The organism is Stenotrophomonas sp. MYb57, assembly GCF_002966815.1.
GTDB lineage: Bacteria > Pseudomonadota > Gammaproteobacteria > Xanthomonadales > Xanthomonadaceae > Stenotrophomonas > Stenotrophomonas indicatrix.
Map to the genome: position 1 here is coordinate 213,363 of NZ_CP023271.1, position 16,815 is coordinate 230,177.

At 67.6% G+C, this 16,815-nt stretch carries 17 protein-coding genes; 12 read left to right on the top strand and 5 right to left on the bottom strand.

Features of this window, described 5'->3' with window-relative positions:
• Positions 1–3: 3 nt before the first annotated feature.
• The 3 genes from oleC (at position 4) to CLM74_RS00935 (ending at position 2,922) form a co-directional block, all read left to right on the top strand.
• Positions 4–1,662 (top strand): olefin beta-lactone synthetase, encoded by a 1,659-nt coding sequence (oleC, locus tag CLM74_RS00925; protein ID WP_105163251.1) that lies wholly within the window; start codon positions 4–6, stop codon positions 1,660–1,662.
• Positions 1,659–2,645, top strand: a complete 987-nt coding sequence (gene oleD, locus CLM74_RS00930) for a 2-alkyl-3-oxoalkanoate reductase (RefSeq protein WP_105163252.1) — start codon at positions 1,659–1,661, stop codon at positions 2,643–2,645. Before oleC ends, oleD begins: the two co-directional genes overlap by 4 nt.
• A gap of 121 nt (positions 2,646–2,766) precedes the next feature.
• Entirely contained in the window at positions 2,767–2,922 is a 156-nt protein-coding gene (locus CLM74_RS00935; RefSeq protein WP_025875842.1) for a DUF1328 domain-containing protein, read from the top strand.
• Between the two features lie 85 nt (positions 2,923–3,007).
• Here the strand turns inward: CLM74_RS00935 and ddlA are convergent, their stop codons facing one another.
• On the bottom strand, positions 3,008–4,105 hold the full coding sequence (gene ddlA, locus CLM74_RS00940) for a D-alanine--D-alanine ligase (RefSeq protein WP_105163253.1): 1,098 nt from the start codon (positions 4,103–4,105) through the stop codon (positions 3,008–3,010).
• 377 nt (positions 4,106–4,482) lie between these two features.
• Between ddlA and CLM74_RS00950 the strand changes: the two genes are divergently transcribed.
• The 4 genes from CLM74_RS00950 (at position 4,483) to CLM74_RS00965 (ending at position 8,244) form a co-directional block, all read left to right on the top strand.
• Positions 4,483–5,118, top strand: coding sequence for an SCP2 sterol-binding domain-containing protein (locus tag CLM74_RS00950; RefSeq protein WP_025875838.1), 636 nt, complete (start codon positions 4,483–4,485; stop codon positions 5,116–5,118).
• On the top strand, positions 5,115–6,770 hold the full coding sequence (gene ubiB / locus CLM74_RS00955; protein WP_105163254.1) for a ubiquinone biosynthesis regulatory protein kinase UbiB: 1,656 nt from the start codon (positions 5,115–5,117) through the stop codon (positions 6,768–6,770). Before CLM74_RS00950 ends, ubiB begins: the two co-directional genes overlap by 4 nt.
• Positions 6,770–7,354, top strand: coding sequence for a class I SAM-dependent methyltransferase (locus CLM74_RS00960; RefSeq protein WP_189487047.1), 585 nt, complete (start codon positions 6,770–6,772; stop codon positions 7,352–7,354). The genes ubiB and CLM74_RS00960 overlap by 1 nt, the downstream gene beginning before the upstream one ends.
• Before the next feature lie 146 nt (positions 7,355–7,500).
• Entirely contained in the window at positions 7,501–8,244 is a 744-nt protein-coding gene (locus CLM74_RS00965) for a pseudouridine synthase (protein ID WP_105163255.1), read from the top strand.
• A gap of 76 nt (positions 8,245–8,320) precedes the next feature.
• On the opposite strand, the gene CLM74_RS00970 is transcribed toward CLM74_RS00965, so the two are convergent.
• Positions 8,321–8,839 (bottom strand): DUF2059 domain-containing protein, encoded by a 519-nt coding sequence (locus tag CLM74_RS00970; protein ID WP_032978115.1) that lies wholly within the window; start codon positions 8,837–8,839, stop codon positions 8,321–8,323.
• 134 nt (positions 8,840–8,973) lie between these two features.
• Between CLM74_RS00970 and arfB the strand changes: the two genes are divergently transcribed.
• The 3 genes from arfB to dcp all read left to right on the top strand — a co-directional run bounded on the left by arfB (position 8,974) and on the right by dcp (position 12,280).
• Positions 8,974–9,405: an alternative ribosome rescue aminoacyl-tRNA hydrolase ArfB gene (gene arfB, locus CLM74_RS00975; protein ID WP_025875829.1), complete on the top strand. Its 432-nt coding sequence runs from the start codon at positions 8,974–8,976 to the stop codon at positions 9,403–9,405.
• Between the two features lie 4 nt (positions 9,406–9,409).
• On the top strand, positions 9,410–10,012 hold the full coding sequence (locus CLM74_RS00980; protein ID WP_025875827.1) for a lysophospholipid acyltransferase family protein: 603 nt from the start codon (positions 9,410–9,412) through the stop codon (positions 10,010–10,012).
• Positions 10,013–10,123: 111 nt separating this feature from the next.
• Positions 10,124–12,280 carry a peptidyl-dipeptidase Dcp gene (gene dcp, locus CLM74_RS00985; protein WP_025875824.1) on the top strand — a complete coding sequence of 719 codons (2,157 nt, stop codon included), beginning with the start codon at positions 10,124–10,126 and terminating at the stop codon, positions 12,278–12,280.
• A gap of 125 nt (positions 12,281–12,405) precedes the next feature.
• On the opposite strand, the gene CLM74_RS00990 is transcribed toward dcp, so the two are convergent.
• Positions 12,406–12,852: a hypothetical protein gene (locus CLM74_RS00990; RefSeq protein ID WP_025875822.1), complete on the bottom strand. Its 447-nt coding sequence runs from the start codon at positions 12,850–12,852 to the stop codon at positions 12,406–12,408.
• Between the two features lie 3 nt (positions 12,853–12,855).
• A complete protein-coding gene (locus CLM74_RS00995) occupies positions 12,856–13,257 on the bottom strand; it encodes a hypothetical protein (RefSeq protein WP_032978120.1) in 402 nt (133 codons plus the stop codon).
• Positions 13,258–13,490: 233 nt separating this feature from the next.
• Between CLM74_RS00995 and lepB the strand changes: the two genes are divergently transcribed.
• A complete protein-coding gene (gene lepB / locus CLM74_RS01000) occupies positions 13,491–14,117 on the top strand; it encodes a signal peptidase I (protein ID WP_099786261.1) in 627 nt (208 codons plus the stop codon).
• Between the two features lie 120 nt (positions 14,118–14,237).
• Positions 14,238–15,494, top strand: a complete 1,257-nt coding sequence (locus tag CLM74_RS01005; RefSeq protein WP_105163256.1) for an MFS transporter — start codon at positions 14,238–14,240, stop codon at positions 15,492–15,494.
• Between the two features lie 82 nt (positions 15,495–15,576).
• On the opposite strand, the gene CLM74_RS01010 is transcribed toward CLM74_RS01005, so the two are convergent.
• A complete protein-coding gene (locus tag CLM74_RS01010; protein WP_105163257.1) occupies positions 15,577–16,485 on the bottom strand; it encodes a LysR family transcriptional regulator in 909 nt (302 codons plus the stop codon).
• Between the last annotated feature and the right edge of the window lie 330 nt (positions 16,486–16,815).

The window sequence follows — 16,815 nt, forward strand, 5'->3', positions numbered from 1 at the left end:
CGGATGAACCGATCCTGCAACATCGCCGCGCGGCTGCCCGAGCTGGCGCGTGAACGCCCCGACCAGATCGCCATCCGCTGCCCCGGGCGCCGCGGCGCCGGCAACGGCATGGCGGCCTACGACGTGACCCTGGATTACCGCCAGCTGGACGCCCGCAGCGATGCGATGGCGGCCGGCCTGGCCGGTTACGGCATCGGCCGCGGGGTTCGCACGGTGGTGATGGTGCGGCCGTCGCCGGAGTTCTTCCTGTTGATGTTCGCCCTGTTCAAGCTGGGCGCGGTGCCGGTGCTGGTCGATCCGGGCATCGACAAGCGCGCGCTGAAGCAGTGCCTGGACGAGGCACAGCCGCAGGCCTTCATCGGCATCCCGCTGGCCCACGTGGCGCGGCTGGCGCTGCGCTGGGCGCCTTCGGCGACCCGTCTGGTCACGGTCGGCCGCCGCCTGGGCTGGGGCGGTACCACGCTGGCCGCGCTGGAGCGTGCCGGCGCCAACAGCGGCCCGATGCTGGCCGACACCGATGGCGAGGACACGGCGGCGATCCTGTTCACCAGCGGCTCCACCGGCGTGCCCAAGGGCGTGGTCTACCGCCACCGCCACTTCGTCGGCCAGATCGAGCTGCTGGGCAGCGCCTTCGGCATGGAGGCGGGCGGGGTGGACCTGCCGACCTTCCCGCCGTTTGCGCTGTTCGATCCGGCACTGGGCCTGACCTCGGTGATTCCGGACATGGACCCGACCCGGCCGGCCCAGGCCGACCCGGCGCGCCTGCATGACGCCATCCAGCGTTTCGGCGTGACCCAGCTGTTCGGCTCGCCCGCGCTGATGCGGGTGCTGGCGCGGCACGGGCGGCCGTTGCCGACGGTGACCCGGGTGACCTCGGCCGGTGCGCCGGTGCCGCCGGACGTGGTTGCCACCATCCGCAACCTGCTGCCGGCCGATGCCCAGTTCTGGACACCGTATGGCGCCACCGAGTGCCTGCCGGTGGCGGTGGTCGAGGGGCGCGAGCTGGAGCGTACGCGCGCGGCCACCGAGGGCGGTGCCGGCACCTGCGTCGGCAGCGTGGTCGCACCGAACGAGGTGCGCATCATCGCCATCGACGATGCGCCGCTGCCGGACTGGTCGCAGGCGCGCGTACTGGCCGTGGGCGAGATCGGTGAGATCACCGTGGCCGGGCCGACCGCCACCGACAGTTATTTCAACCGTCCGCAGGCGACGGCGGCGGCGAAGATCAGCGAAACCCTGGCCGATGGCAGCGTCCGCATCGTGCATCGCATGGGCGATGTCGGCTACTTCGATGCGCAGGGACGGCTGTGGTTCTGTGGCCGCAAGACCCATCGCGTGGAAACCGCCCACGGACCGCTGTACACCGAACAGGTCGAGCCGGTGTTCAACACCGTACCCGGCGTGGCACGCACTGCGCTGGTGGGTGTCGGCGCGGCCGGTGCGCAGGTGCCGGTGCTGTGCGTGGAGCTGCAGCGTGGCCAGTCCGACAGCCCTGCTCTGCGCGAGGCGCTGCATGCCACGGCCGCTGCGCGTCTGCCCGAGATGAAGCTGGAACACGTGCTGATGCATCCGGCGTTCCCCGTCGATATCCGTCACAACGCCAAGATCGGCCGCGAGAAGCTCGCCGTCTGGGCACGCGCCGAACTGGAGAAGCGCGCATGAAGATCCTGGTCACCGGTGGTGGTGGTTTCCTTGGCCAGGCGCTGTGCCGTGGCCTGGTCGAACGTGGCCACCAGGTGCTGGCATTCAACCGCAGCCACTACCCGGAACTGCAGGCGCTGGGCGTGGGCCAGATCCGCGGTGACCTGGCCGATCCGCAGGCGGTGCTGCATGCGGTGGCCGGCGTCGATGCGGTGTTCCACAACGGTGCCAAGGCGGGTGCGTGGGGCAGCTATGACAGCTACCACCAGGCCAACGTGGTCGGCACCGACAACGTCATCGCCGCCTGCCGTGCGCATGGCATCGGCAGGCTGGTCTACACCTCCACGCCCAGCGTGACCCACCGCGCCACGCACCCGGTGGAAGGACTGGGTGCGGACGAAGTGCCGTATGGCGAGGATTTCCAGGCGCCGTACGCGGCGACCAAGGCGATTGCCGAACAGCGCGTGCTGGCGGCCAATGACGCGACCCTGGCTACTGTGGCGTTGCGTCCGCGGTTGATCTGGGGCCCGGGCGACCAGCAGCTGGTGCCACGCCTGGCCGATCGTGCACGTGCTGGCCGTTTGCGCCTGGTGGGTGATGGCAACAACAAGGTCGATACCACTTACATCGACAACGCCGCGCTCGCGCATTTTCTCGCCTTCGAGGCGCTGGCACCGGGCGCGGCCTGCGCCGGCAAGGCGTACTTCATTTCCAATGGCGAGCCGCTGCCGATGCGCGAGCTGGTCAACAAGCTGCTGCAGGCGGTGGGCGCTCCAACCGTGGACAAGGCGATCAGCTTCAAGACGGCGTATCGGATCGGCGCGATCTGCGAGCGGCTGTGGCCGCTGCTGCGCCTGCGTGGCGAGCCGCCGCTGACGCGCTTCCTGGCCGAGCAGCTGTGCACGCCGCACTGGTACAGCATGGAGCCAGCGCGCCGTGATTTCGGCTACGTGCCGCAGGTCAGCATCGAAGAAGGGCTGCGACGACTGAAGGCCGCATCATGACGGCGGCATCACCGCGCTGAAGCCTTCATTACGCGCAGAGATCGCCATCACCGGTTGCACACCGGCAGATGCGCAGGATGGACACAACGCCACCCACGGCCGACCACCTGCGAGGAGCACCATGCTGCATTACGCCGTCATCTTCTTTGTCATTGCCATCATCGCCGCCGTGCTCGGTTTCTCCGGCATCGCCGGTGCCGCCAGCAACATCGCCTGGATCCTGTTCGTGGTGTTCCTGGTGCTGGCGGTGATCTCGATGTTCCGCAAGCGCACATGACCGCTTGAGCAGTAGTGCCGGCCGCTGGCCGGCAACCTCGATTACCCGGGGTTGCCGAACGGCGGCCGGCACTGCCGAAGCGCGGTCAGCGCACCGCGCTGTGCAATCGGCGATCGGCGTCGTGCCGTTCCATCGCCAGTTCGATCAGGCGCGTGATCAACGCCGTGTAGCCCACGCCACTGGCGCCCCACAGCTTCGGATACATGCTGATGCGGGTGAAGCCGGGCAGCGTGTTGACCTCGTTGATGACGATCCGACCATCCGCGGTCAGGAACACATCCACGCGCGCCATGCCGGCGCATTCCAGTACCTGGTACGCCTGAAGCGCGATGTCCTGGATACGCGCCTGCGTCGCCGCGTCGATCGCGGCCGGCACCACCACTTCGGCGCCATCTTCGTTGATGTACTTGGTGTCGTAGGCGTAGAACTCGTCGTGCAGCACCACCTCGCCACAGATGCTGGCCTGCGGCCGCTCGTTGCCGAGCACCGCGCATTCGATCTCGCGGCCGACCACGGCCGATTCCACCAGAACCTTGTGGTCGTAGCGCAGCGCAGTCTGCAATGCCTCGGCGAAACCGTCGGCGTCCTTGACCTTGCTCACGCCCACCGATGAGCCCTGGTTGGCCGGCTTCACGAACAGTGGCAGGCCGAGTGCCGCGATCAGGGCATCGACATCGACCGTCTCGGCTTCATGGCGGCGGATGCAGACCCACGGCGCCACCTGCAGGCCGGCATCGCGCAGCAGGCGCTTGGTTACATCCTTGTCCATGGCTACCGCCGAACCCAGTACCGGCGAGCCGACGAAGGGCAGGTTGGCCATGCGCAGCAGGCCCTGCAGCGCACCGTCCTCGCCCAGCGGACCGTGCACGATCGGCAGCACCACATCGATCTGCCCCAGCGCGCTGCCCGCATCGGTCGGTTGCAGCTGGGCCTGCTCGGTGCCGGGCAGAACCGCCAGCGCGGTACCGGAAGGATGCAGGGCGATGCGCGCCGGATCCTCGGCATTGAGCAGGAAGGTGTCCGGCTGGCTCAGGTGCCACTGGCCCTGCTTGTCGATGCCGATCAGCACCGGTTCGAAGCGCTCGCGGTCGAGCGCGTCGAGAATGTTCTTCGCCGACTGCAGCGAAACTTCGTGTTCGGAAGACCTGCCACCGAAGATGATGCCAACCCGTGTCCGTGCCATGGAAATGCGATGTCCTGTGCGTTGCGTGGTTCCATAGCATGAACCTTCATCGGCCTTCCGCGTGAGGCACAGATGAACCAGAAATCCATCCACGCATGGCGTGGATCTACCGTGTCGACCAAGGTCGACACCCACCAACAGCGGCAGGAACCTGTCGAAGGCGGGGTGGGTCCGGTTGCGGGGGCGTGAGCCGCATGGATGCGGCGACCGAGCTTACAGGGACGTACTTGCAGCGGCCCCCGCAACCGGACCCACCCCGCCTCCCCACGGAATGCCCGCTGTTGCTGTTGCTTCGGCTTTTGATGTTGCCGTTGCTTCTGCGGGTGCCGGGCGGCAGCCCGGCCCAAGCCCCCCACCCACGCAGGTAGAATGCGCACATGGCTCTTTCCCTGCTCAAGTCCCTCAAGCCGGTCGCTGGCCGTGCCCTGCAGATCGCCCTGAACCGCGCGCTGGCGCTGGATCCGGATACCCGCCACGCACTGGCCAGCCTCGACGGTCGCCATATCGACCTGACCCTGGACGCGCCGCCGCTGGCAATGCGCATCAGCGTCGACGGTGACCAGTTGCGTGTCGGCCCGGTGGATGCGCAGGAAGCCGACCTGGCCGTGCGCAGCAGCCTGGCCGGCGTGCTGGCACAGCTGCCGCTGCTGGCGCGTGCCCGCCAGGGCGCTGACAACGGCAAGGGGCGCGTGCGCGTGGCCGGCGATGCCGAGCTGGCGCGCCGCCTGCAGCAGCTGGCCAAGGGCTTCGATCCGGACTGGCAGCAGCCGTTCGTCAGCGTGTTCGGTGACGTGCTGGGCGTGCAGGTGGCCAACACCCTGCGCAGCGCCCTGCAGCATGCCCGCCAGGGGGCGATCGACCTTGCCCACAGCGCCGCTGAATTCATCACCGAGGAATCGCGCGACGTGGTGCCACGTGCCGAGCTGGATGCCTTCCACGATGACGTGGACGTGCTGCGCGACGATGTCGAGCGCCTCGGCGCACGCGTGCAGCGCCTGCGGGGTGCCGCATGAAGGCGCTGCTGCGGGCCAGCCGCATCGGCCGGGTGATCCTGCGTTACCGCCTCGACGACCTGCTGCAGGGCACCCCGGCCGAGCGCTGGCTGCGCCTGGCCAAGCCGTTCGTTCCGCGCGCATCGGCCGCCATCGCGGTACAGTCGCGGGGTGCACGCCTGCGCCTGGCGCTGCAGGACCTGGGGCCGATCTTCGTGAAGTTCGGTCAGATCCTGTCCACCCGCCGCGACCTGGTGCCGCCGGACGTGGCCAATGAGCTGACCCTGCTGCAGGATCGGGTCAAGCCCTTCGACGGCGAGACCGCACGCCGCATCGTCGAGGAAGCGCTGGGCCTGCCGGTCAGCGAAGCCTTCGCCAGTTTCGATACCGAGCCACTGGCCTCGGCGTCGATCGCGCAGGTGCACGCGGCCACCCTGGCCGACGGCCGCCAGGTGGTGGTCAAGGTGCTGCGCCCGGGCATCGAAAAACAGATCGACGCTGACATCGCCCTGCTCAACTCGCTGGCGACGCTGGTCGAGCGCACCCATCCGCGCGCCGACAAGATCCGCCCGCGCGAAGTGGTGGCCGAGGTGGAGAACACCCTGGCCGCCGAGCTGGACCTGCAGCGCGAAGGCGCCAATGCCAGCGTGCTGCGCCGCTTCTGGGAGAACTCCGACGACCTGTACGTACCGGAAGTGATCTGGAGCCATACCGCCGAGCGCGCGCTGACCCTGGAGCGCGTGTGGGGCATCCCCTCCGATGACATCGCCGCGCTGGACAAGGCCGGCATCGACCGCAAGGCGCTGGCCGCCAAAGGCGTGCGGGTGTTCTACACCCAGGTGTTCCGCGACAACTTCTTCCATGCCGACGCGCACGCCGGCAACATCTGGGTCGACATCGATCCGGCACGCCGCGACAACCCGCGCTTCATCGCGCTGGACTTCGGCATCATGGGCCAGCTCTCGCAGGAAGATCAGTACTACCTGGCCGAGAATTTCATGGCCATCTTCAACCGCGACTACCGCCGCATCGCCGAACTGCACGTGCAGGCGCGCTGGATGCCCGACAACGTGCGCATCGATGATCTGGAAGCGGCAGTGCGTTCGGTGTGCGAGCCGTACTTCACCCGCCCGCTGTCGCAGATCTCGCTGGCCGAAGTGCTGATGAAGCTGTTCCGCGTGGCCCAGCGCTACCAGCTGACCCTGCAGCCGCAGTTGATCCTGCTGCAGAAGACCCTGCTCAACATCGAGGGCGTCGGCCGCCAGCTGGACCCGCAGATCGATATCTGGGCCGTGGCCAAACCGGTGCTGGCGAAGATCCTGCGCGAGCGCTACAGCCCGCGTCGCGTGGTGCGCGAGATCGGCAAGCGCCTGCCGGAAATCATGACCCATGCGCCGGACATGCCGCGCCTGGTGCACGCCTGGCTGACCCAGCAGGTGGAAGGTCGCCATGAACTGGCGATGCGCTCGCGCGATCTGGTTGCGCTGGATGCCAGTGTGCAGCGCCTGCAGAAGCATGCGGTCGGTGCGATCACCGGCGTCGGCCTGCTGGCGATCGCCGCATTGATGTACGTGCTGCAGCCACCGGGCTGGTACTGGGGCGACGTGCCGGCGTGGAGCTGGGTGTCCGGTGCGGTTGGAGCGTTCGCACTGGTGCGTGCGTGGTGGCGATGATGGATTCGCTGAGCGCGCTCAAACAGGAGCTCGCGCAGTTCGGCAGCGACAACGATGCGTGCGAAACCGAGCGCGGTCGGCGCATGCTCAACATCACCGCCGACACCGGTGAACTGCTGTCGGTGCTGGTGCGTTTCGGCAACGCCCGCCGCGTGCTGGAGATCGGTACGTCCAACGGTTATTCCACGCTGTGGCTGGCCGAAGCGGCGGCCGCGATCGATGGCCAGGTGACCACGCTGGAGTTCGCTGCCGACAAGGTGGCGATGGCCCGCGCGAATTTCGCCCGCAGTGGATTGGGCGAGCGCATCAACCTGGTCCACGGTGATGCCGGTCAGTGGCTGGCGCAGGCCGAGCAGGGCTGCATCGACCTGCTGTTCCTGGATTCGGATCGCGGGCAGTACGCAGGTTGGTGGCCGCAGCTGCGTCGGGTACTGTGCCCCGGCGGCCTGCTGGTGGTCGACAACGCCACCTCGCATGCCGGTGAGATGGCGCCGCTGCGCGCCCTGCTGGCCGCCGATGCGGCGTTTACCACCAGCTTGGTGCCGGTGGGCAATGGCGAACTGCTGGCGCTGCGCAACACCTGACCGGGCGTCACCCCGGTAGCGCGGGTCGCTGGCCTGGTGCGGTAGTGCCGGCCGCTGGCCGGCAACCGCAGTCATCGGGCGACCTCGACGTTGCCGGCCAGCGGCCGGCACTACCCTGTTCAGCGCGTCATCCGGATAATCGCGCGGTGAGTACCGAACCTGACACCCTCGCCGCGGTCGAGACTGAAACCGCGCCCCTGCAGCTGCTGCACCTGGATGAACGACTGGCCGTGGTCAACAAGCCGGCCGGGCTGATGGTCCATGACAGCAAGCTGGCCCGTGGCGAAGATGATTTCCTCGCCGATCGCCTGCGCGAGCAGCTGGGCCGGCCGATCTTCCTGGTCCATCGCCTGGATCGCGCCACCAGCGGCTGCCTGTTGCTGGCCTTCGACCGTGATACGGCCAGTGCGCTGGGCAAGTCGTTGATGGGCGGCGAGGTGAGCAAGGATTACCTGGCCATCTGCCGCGGCTGGCCGGCCGAGGAGGCCTGGCAGGTCGACCACGATCTGGATGGCGGTCCCGGCAAGCCGGTGAAGAAGCCGGCGGTCACCGACTTCCAGCGCCTGGCTACCGGCGAACTGTCGGTACCGGTGGGCGAGTTCACCAGCTCGCGCTATGCACTGCTGCGCTGCCAGCCGCTGACCGGGCGCTTCCGGCAGATCCGCCGGCATCTGAAGCACCTGTCACATCACCTGATCGGCGATACCAGCCATGGTGATGGCCGGCACAACCGCAACTTCCGCATGCAGGGTGTGCACCGCATGCTGCTGCACGCCGAGCGCCTGCGCTTTCCGCATCCGGATGGTGGCACGGTGGATGTGCGCGCGCCGGTCGACGGTGAATTCCAGAAGGCGCTGGACCTGTTCGGTTGGCAGGTCGTCGACGCCTGAGGGTGGTGCCGGCCGCTGGCCGGCAACTGCGCGATTCCAGAAGTCCAGAGGTTGCCGGCCAGCGGCCGGCACTACCTCACTTCTTTTCCGGCTCGTTGACGATCGCTTCCAGATCCTTCTGCAGATCGGCGAACAGCGGCTGCATGCGCGTCTGGATCGCCACCATCACGTTCTGCATCAGCGCCGGGGTCTTGTCGAGCAGGCTCTGGCCGGCCGGGCTCTCGTAGAACTCGGCCATGGCCAGCACGTCTTCCTTGCTGAAGGTCTTCTTGTACAGGTCCACGTACATCGGCCGCAGCTGCTGCCACGACAGTGCCTGGCGCAGGGTCTGGCTGGTACGGGCCTGGATGCGCTGCAGCTGTTCCTGCTGTTGGGCGTTGAGCTTGCGCTGTGCGGCGACCTGCTGGAACTGCTGCTGCTGCATCGCTTCGATCTGCGGCAGCATGGTGTCGATCATGCTCTGCGCACGCGAGGCCGACAGCAGGCGGTTGATGTCGCCATCGGTGGGGGCTGCGGCCAGCACCGGCGCGCTTGCTGCGGCCAGCACCAGCAGCAGGGTCGCGCGGCGCAACAGGGAGGGAACGAAGCGGATCATGCGGAGCGTCCTGCAGTACACGGGATGGCAAGCATACCCCCGGCAAAGGCGAAGGCGGCGTGTTCGGTGCCTGATCGGCGGCATACGGGGCGTGATGGCAGCCACGGCAACGCGGCTGCCGCTACAATGCGCGGATGGGCAGTGGACCGGTCATCATCAGCGCGCAGCTTGAAATCCCCGACGGCGAGATCGTCGAGCGTTTCGTGCGTGCCAGTGGTGCCGGCGGCCAGAACGTCAACAAGGTCTCCACCGCGGTGGAACTGCGTTTCGACGTGGCCGGCTCGCCCTCGTTGCCCGAGCCGCTGCGCGAGCGCCTGTTGGCGCGGCGCGACCGGCGCATGACCGGCGAAGGCGTGCTGGTCATCGACGCGCAACGTTTCCGCACCCAGGATCGCAATCGCGAGGATGCGCGCGAGCGGCTGGCGGCCTTCATCCAGGCCGGGCTGAGCGTGCCCAAACCACGCAAGGCCACCAAGCCGACCTTCGGGTCGAAACTGCGTCGTCTGGACGCCAAACGCGGGCGCGCGCAGATCAAGCGCGGGCGCTCATCACGTGACTGGGAGTGATTGCTTGAACAACCCGACGCCGTTGCTGCCGGCCATTCCGCCGAACATGCCGCAGGTCAAGCCCAACCGTTTCCTGCGCTGGCTGGCGCGCTGCACGCTGCGCATGGGCGGCTGGAAAGTGACCGGTACGCTGCCGAACGTTCCCAGGCTGGTCTTCATCATCGCTCCGCATTCGTCCAACTGGGACGGGCTGTGGGGCATGGCCGCCAAGATCGCACTGGGCATGAAAGTGAAAGTGCTGGGCAAGGCCTCGCTGTTCTGGTGGCCACTGGGCCCGCTGCTGCACAAGCTGGGCGTGATCCCGCTGGATCGCAGCTCGCCGCAGGGCACTGTCGGCCAGGCCGTGGACCTGCTGCGCAACAACGAGAAGATGTGGTTCGCCATCACCCCCGAGGGCACCCGCAAGGCCGTGAAGGACTGGAAGGCCGGCTTCCTGAAGATTGCGCGGATGGCCGACGTGCCGATCCTGGCCGCGTATTTCCACTACCCGGAAAAGACCATCGGCATCGGCCCGCTGTTCACGCCGACCGGCGATGATGCCGCAGACATGGCGACCATCCGCGAGTTCTACCGGCCCTGGATCGGCAAGACCCGCGGCACGGTCTGAGCCAGCCGCCGCCGGCAGCGTAGACGCCACGTCCGGCACATGCCGGGCGCCCGTGACAGGAGTAGGGTGGACGGCTGCCATCCCGTACCGTCTGCCCAAGGAGCGTTTTACATGTCGCGTACCGTAGTCCTGGCCGCCGCCATCAGCCTGGCGCTGGCGGCCTGTTCCGGCAAGGAGTCCACCCCCGTGTCCGAAGCCCAGAATGCACCGGCCCAGCAGCCGGCCGAAGCCTCCACCAATCCGCTGCTGACCGCCAGCAGCCTGCCGTTCCAAGCACCGCCGTTCGACAAGATCAAGGACAGCGATTACCTGCCGGCCTTCGAAGAAGGCATGCGCCAGCATCTGGCCGACGTGCGCAAGATCGCCGACAGCGCCGAGCCGGCCACCTTCGACAACACCATCGTGGCGATGGAGCGCAGCGGCGAGACCCTGACCCGCGTGTCGCGCATCTTCTTCGGCCTGGTCCAGGCCGACACCAACGATGCCCGCCAGAAGATCCAGGAAGAAGTGGCGCCGAAGCTGGCCGCGCACCAGGACGAGATCAACCTCGATCCGAAGCTGTTCGCGCGCGTGAAGTCGCTGTACGACCAGCGCGAGACGCTGGGCCTGGATCCGGTGCAGAAGCGCCTGGTCGAGCACTACTACGACGGCCTGGTGCGCGCCGGCGCGCAGCTGTCCGACGCCGACAAGGCGAGCCTGCGCAAGCTCAACGTGGAAGAAACCACGCTGTCCACCCAGTTCCACACCCGTCTGGTGGCTGCAACCGCCGCTGCTGCGGTCGTGGTGGACGACAAGGCCAAGCTGGCCGGCCTGGACGAGGGCGCGGTCAACAATGCCGCCGCCGCCGCCAAGGACCGCAAGCTGGATGGCAAGTTCCTGCTGCCGCTGCAGAACACCACCCAGCAGCCGGTGCTCGGTTCGCTGACCGACCGCGACCAGCGCGCCGCCGTGCTGAAGGCTTCGGAAACCCGTGCCGAGCGTGGCGATGCCAACGACACCCGGCAGACCGTGCAGCGCCTGGCCCAGCTGCGTGCGCAGAAGGCCAAGCTGCTCGGCTTCGACACCTTCGCCGACTACCAGCTGGGCGACCAGATGGCCAAGACCCCGGCGGCCGCACTGAAGCTGCTGACCGACACCGTGCCTGCCGCCACCGCCAAGGCGCGTGCCGAAGCCGGTGAGATCCAGAAGGTGATCGACGCCCAGAAGGGTGGTTTCCAGGTGGCCGCCTCGGATTGGGATTTCTACGCCGAGCAGGTGCGCAAGGCCAAGTACGATCTGGACGAGTCGCAGATCAAGCCGTACTTCGAGCTGGACAACGTGCTGCAGAACGGCGTCTTCTACGCCGCCACCCAGCTGTACGGCATCACCTTCAAGCCGCGCACCGACATTCCGACCTACAACCCGGACATGAAGGTGTACGAAGTGTTCGACAAGGACGGCACCTCGCTGGCCCTGTTCTACACCGACTACTTCAAGCGTGACAGCAAGTCCGGTGGCGCCTGGATGGACGTGTTCGTCGAACAGGACGGCCTCACCGGTGCCAAGCCGGTGGTCTACAACGTCTGCAACTTCACCAAACCGGCCGCCGGCCAGCCTGCGCTGATCAGCTTCGACGACGTCACCACGATGTTCCATGAGTTCGGCCATGCACTGCATGGCATGTTCTCGAACGTGAAGTACCCGTCGATCGCCGGTACCGCCACCTCGCGCGATTTCGTCGAGTTCCCGTCGCAGTTCAACGAGCACTGGGCGCTGGACCCGAAGGTGTTCGCCAACTACGCCAAGCACTACAAGACCGGCGAAGCGATGCCGCAGGAACTGGTCGACAAGATCCTCAAGGCGCGCAGCTTCAACCAGGGTTATGCGACCACCGAGTACCTGTCGGCGGCACTGCTCGACCTGGCCTGGCACACGCAGAAGGCCGATGCCCCGCTGCAGGACGTCGGCGCCTTCGAAGCGAGCGCGCTGAAGAAGTTCAAGGTCGACCTGCCGCAGGTGCCGCCGCGTTACCGCACCACCTACTTCGACCACATCTGGGGTGGCGGTTACTCGGCCGGCTACTACGCCTACTTCTGGGCGGAAGTGCTGGACCATGACGCCTACCAGTGGTTCACCGAACACGGTGGCCTGACCGCCGCCAACGGCCAGGAATTCCGCGACAAGATCCTCTCGCGCGGCAACAGCGTGGAGCTGTCGACCCTGTACCGCGATTTCCGCGGCAAGGACCCGTCGGTGGAGCCGCTGCTGAAGTTCCGCGGCCTGAAGTAAGCGCGGCCTGAAGTACGAAAAACAAAACGGCGGGGGCAACCCCGCCGTTTTTCGTTGTGTCGCTCATCCACGCATGGCGTGGATCCATGTGTCGACCAAGGTCGACACCCACCAAGAGCAGGCCATCACGTCCCTACATGCACCCGGTTCGCCTGCTCGGCCAACCCCAGGTGATCCAGCGCGATATCCAGCGCCAGTACATAGCTCTGCGCGCCGTACCCGGCGGCGATGCCCAGGCGCTGGCCAACACCGGCCGGCAGGCACGGCTCGGCCACGGCGCCATCGTCATGCACTTCCACGTACGCGTTGTGCAGGTAGGGCAGCAGCCGCTGCAGGCGCAGGCTGTCGGCACATGCGCCCGGATCCAGCAGCGTCACCTCGCCACGGCTGTGGTCGGCCACGCGCAGCGCGTCCAGCAGTTCCTGCTCCGAACCGCAGGCGCGGATCGCCACGCTGGTGCCCGCATCGATCGCACGGTGCACCAGTGATTTCAGTACCGGCGCCGGCAGCGGCGCGGCGGTGCGGATCAACGCGCCCGCCGCTTCCGGGCCACGGATGATGAAGATCGACATGGCTCAGCCCTCCCGTGCCAGGCGACGGCTGACGATGGCCAATGACAGCGGATAACCCGCCTGCTGGCTGCGCTGGTCGACCACCACGGCGGCCGGGCCGTGCTGCAGGCGCAGGCGCGCCTCCAGACCGGGCTGGTGCGGCGACTGCAGTTCGATGTACTCCGCCGGCAGACCGTCCAGCGCTGCCTGCAGCGCACCGCCCTCGGCACACCATTGCGCCTCGTCGGCGACGCCGACATCAAGCAGCACCCAGTCCGCGGTGCGCGCCTGCGGCTGGCACAGACACTGGCGCACATCGGCCAGGCTGGCGCAGTCGGTGCACAGCACCGGATGGCCGGACAACTCGGCCGGCAGCAGCGGACGCGGCACCGACGGCGACGCATGCCGGATCACCAGGAGGGTCATACAACACCTTGCGCAAAGCGCCCTGCGGCGCGGTAGGCACACGATGCGCGTGGGGGCCGTAAAGGTGCGATGCCCAGTTCCCGGCCCGGGCGTAAAACCTTCATAACGTCCGGCCGGAATGCACCCGGTGGCTGCCGACCGTTGATCGGCACGGGCATGGAGACCGGCATGATGCGCGGGAACCTCACGCCTGCCCTTGCGGTCTGACGCCCACCCACCACCCGGAGCCTGACATGGATGCTGTAGCCCGTCCGCCGTTCCCAGAGCGCGCGCTCACCTGGCTGAAGAAGGAGGCACTGCCGCTGCTGGTGATGCTGGGCCTGCTCGCTGCCGCCCGCGACACCCTCGCCAACCACTACGTCGTGCCCAGCGGTTCGATGCAGCCGACGCTGCAACCGGGTGACCGGGTGGTGGTGGACATGCGCGCCTACGGCCTGCGCCTGCCGTTCACCAGCCAGGAGCTGCTGGCTGCCGGCACGCCGCAGCGTGGTGAGGTGGCGGTGTTCGATTCGCCGGCCGATGGCACCCGCCTGATCAAGCGCGTCGCCGCCGTGGCCGGCGACCACGTGCAGCTGCGCGATGGCCACCTGAGCATCAACGGCCAGCCGCTGCAGATCGCCGACCTGGCCGACACTGAAGCTTTCGGAGAGCGCCGCGCCAGCCTCGATCTGGACAGCGGCGGTGGCCCGGACATCGCGGATCTGCAGGTGCCCGCCGGCAAGGTGCTGGTGCTGGGCGACCATCGTGGCAACAGCTTCGACGGTCGCTTCTTCGGCTTCGTCGATGCGGACAAGATCTATGGCCGCGCGGTGGCGGTGTACTACCGCCGTGGCGACGGCTTCGAGTGGCAGCGGCTGTAAGCTTATCGATATGCCAGAAGTATCAATCATGACCTATCAGGTTATGGATCGACTGGATGGACGGGCCTAGTCTGGGACCCGTCCCCTCCAATCCGGCCGCCCCCACGGCCCACCGCTCCCATGACTGGCGATACCCCGGCGGCCCTCGCCGACCGTCCCCGTACTGACCACGCTCCCGTCGACACCCGCATCCAGCAGGGAACGCCGGCCTTCCGCCGCACCGCGCTGGCGCTGTTCCTGGCTGGCTTTTCGACCTTTGGCCTGCTGTACACGGTGCAGCCACTGCTGCCCGAGTTCAGTCGCCACTTCGGTGTGTCTGCTGCCGGCAGCGCGATGTCGCTGTCGCTGACCACCGGCACCCTGGCCGTGGCCATGCTGATGGCGGGCCTGCTGTCCGATGCGGTCGGCCGGCGCCCGCTGATGATCGTTGCGTTGCTGGCCTCGGCCACGCTGTCGCTGTGCACCGCACTGGTCGACGACTGGGCCACCCTGCTGGTGCTGCGCACCTTGCTGGGGCTGGCGTTGAGCGGCGTGCCGGCGGTGGCGATGACCTACCTGGTGGAAGAGATGGACAGCCGCGCGCTGGGCCTGGCGATGGGCCTGTACATCGGCGGCAACGCCATCGGTGGCATGAGCGGGCGCCTGCTGGCCGGCATCATCGCCGACCACTGGGGCTGGCGCTGGGGCATCGGCGTGGTCTCGATCATCGCCATGGCCAGCACCGTGCTGCTGTGGCTGCAGCTGCCGCCGTCGCGTCACTTCCAGGCCAGTCGCAGTGGCCTGCGCCAGCTGCCCGCGCGCTGGCGCACGCTGTTCGCCGATCCCGGCCTGCCGTGGCTGTTCGCCACCTCGTTCGTGCTGATGGGTGTGTTCGTCACCCTCTACAACTACCTCGGTTACCACCTGTTGGCGCCGCCGTACCACCTCAGCCAGACCGTGGTCGGGTTGATCTTCAGCGTGTATCTGGTCGGCACCTTCAGTTCGGCGTGGATGGGCCAGCAGGCCACGCGCCATGGGCGCGGTCGCATCCTGGCGATCTCCTTCGGCCTGATCGCCGCCGGCATCGTGCTGCTGGCGATGCCGTGGCTGCCGGCGATGGCAGTGGGCATCGCGCTGGTGACCTTCGGTTTCTTCGGTGGCCATTCGGTGGCCAGCAGCTGGGTCGGCAGTCGTGCTGGTTCGATGCGTGCGGAAGCGTCGGCGCTGTACCTGTTTGCCTATTACCTGGGCTCGAGCGTGCTGGGCGGCGTGGGTGGTCTGGCCTATGCCGCGTGGGACTGGCTGGGCGTGTGCGCGTTCGCCGCGCTGCTGACCCTGATCGGCGGTGGCATCGTGTGGGCGCTGCAGCAGCGCGCGCCGCAGCCGGTGACCGCCTGATCCTGCCCTGGTAGATGCCGACCTTGGTCGGCGTTGTGGCCCTGGGCGAACCAAGGTTGGCCACTACCGGGCGCGATGCACCTCACGCTTCCGCAAACGCGTCGCGCAGCAGCCCGGCGAAATTGCGGATCAACGGCGTCACCCCCTCGCGGCGCCACGCCAACTGCACTTCCGAATGCGCGCCGGCATCGGCCAGCGGCACGAAGCGCGCACCTTCCACCCGGATGTGGTCGCACGACGAAGGCAGGATCGCGGCACCCAGTCCCGCAGCGGCCAGGCTGATCAGCGTTGAAGCCTCACCGGCTTCCTGCACGATGCGCGGGGTGAAACCCGCTGCCGCGCACAGCGCGATCATGTGGTCATGGATGCCCGCCCCGGCGCTGCGGCGGAATGCCACGAACGGTTCCTGCGCCAGATCACGCAACGCCAGCGTCCCGCCTTTCGACAGTCGACGCAGGGCAGGGTGGTCGGCATGCACGATCAACGCCAGCGGGTCGACGAACAGGCTGTGCGCCACCAGCTCGGCCGGCAGCGTGCGCTTGCGGATGATGCCCACATCCAGGCTGCCATCGAGCAGCGCATCGATCTGCTGCAGGGTGTTCATCTCGCTCAGCTGCAGCCGCACCTGCGGATACTGCTGGCGGTACTGCAGGATCGAACGCGGAATCTGCGGTGACAGCGGCGTGGCCCGGGTCAGGCCGATACGCAGCTCACCCTGCTCGCCACGCTGCGCGCGCTGCACTTCATCCACCGCCGATTCCACCTGCTGCACGATGCTGCGCGCACGTTCCTGCAGCAGTTCCCCTGCAGCGGTCAGCTGCACACGCCGATGGCTGCGCACGAACAGGCGCGCACCGATCAGTTCCTCCAGCTGCCGGATCTGCTGGCTGAGCGGCGGCTGCGACATCCCCAACCGCTCGGCCGCCTGGCCGAAGTGCAGGGTATCGGCAACGGCAAGGAAGTAGCGCAGGTGGCGAAGTTCGATGGACATGGATGCAGTCTATCCAGCCCGACGCCGGGAATCGTCATCCACGCATGGCGTGGACCAACCGTGTCGACCAAGGTCGACACCCACCAAGAGCAGGCCATGCCGTTCCGACAGATCGCGGAAATCTGTCAGAGGTGGGGCGGTGTGGGTGGGCAGGACCGTTGGCGCCATGGATGGCGCCATCGAGCCCCCAAGGACGGGTTTACGGCGTGTCCTGCCCACCCACACCGCCCCGCCATCCGACGGAATCCCGCTGTTGCCTTTGACGTTGCTGTTGCCTTTGACGTTGCCGTTGCCTCTGCCGTTGCCGTTGCTTCGGCAGGTGCAGGGCGC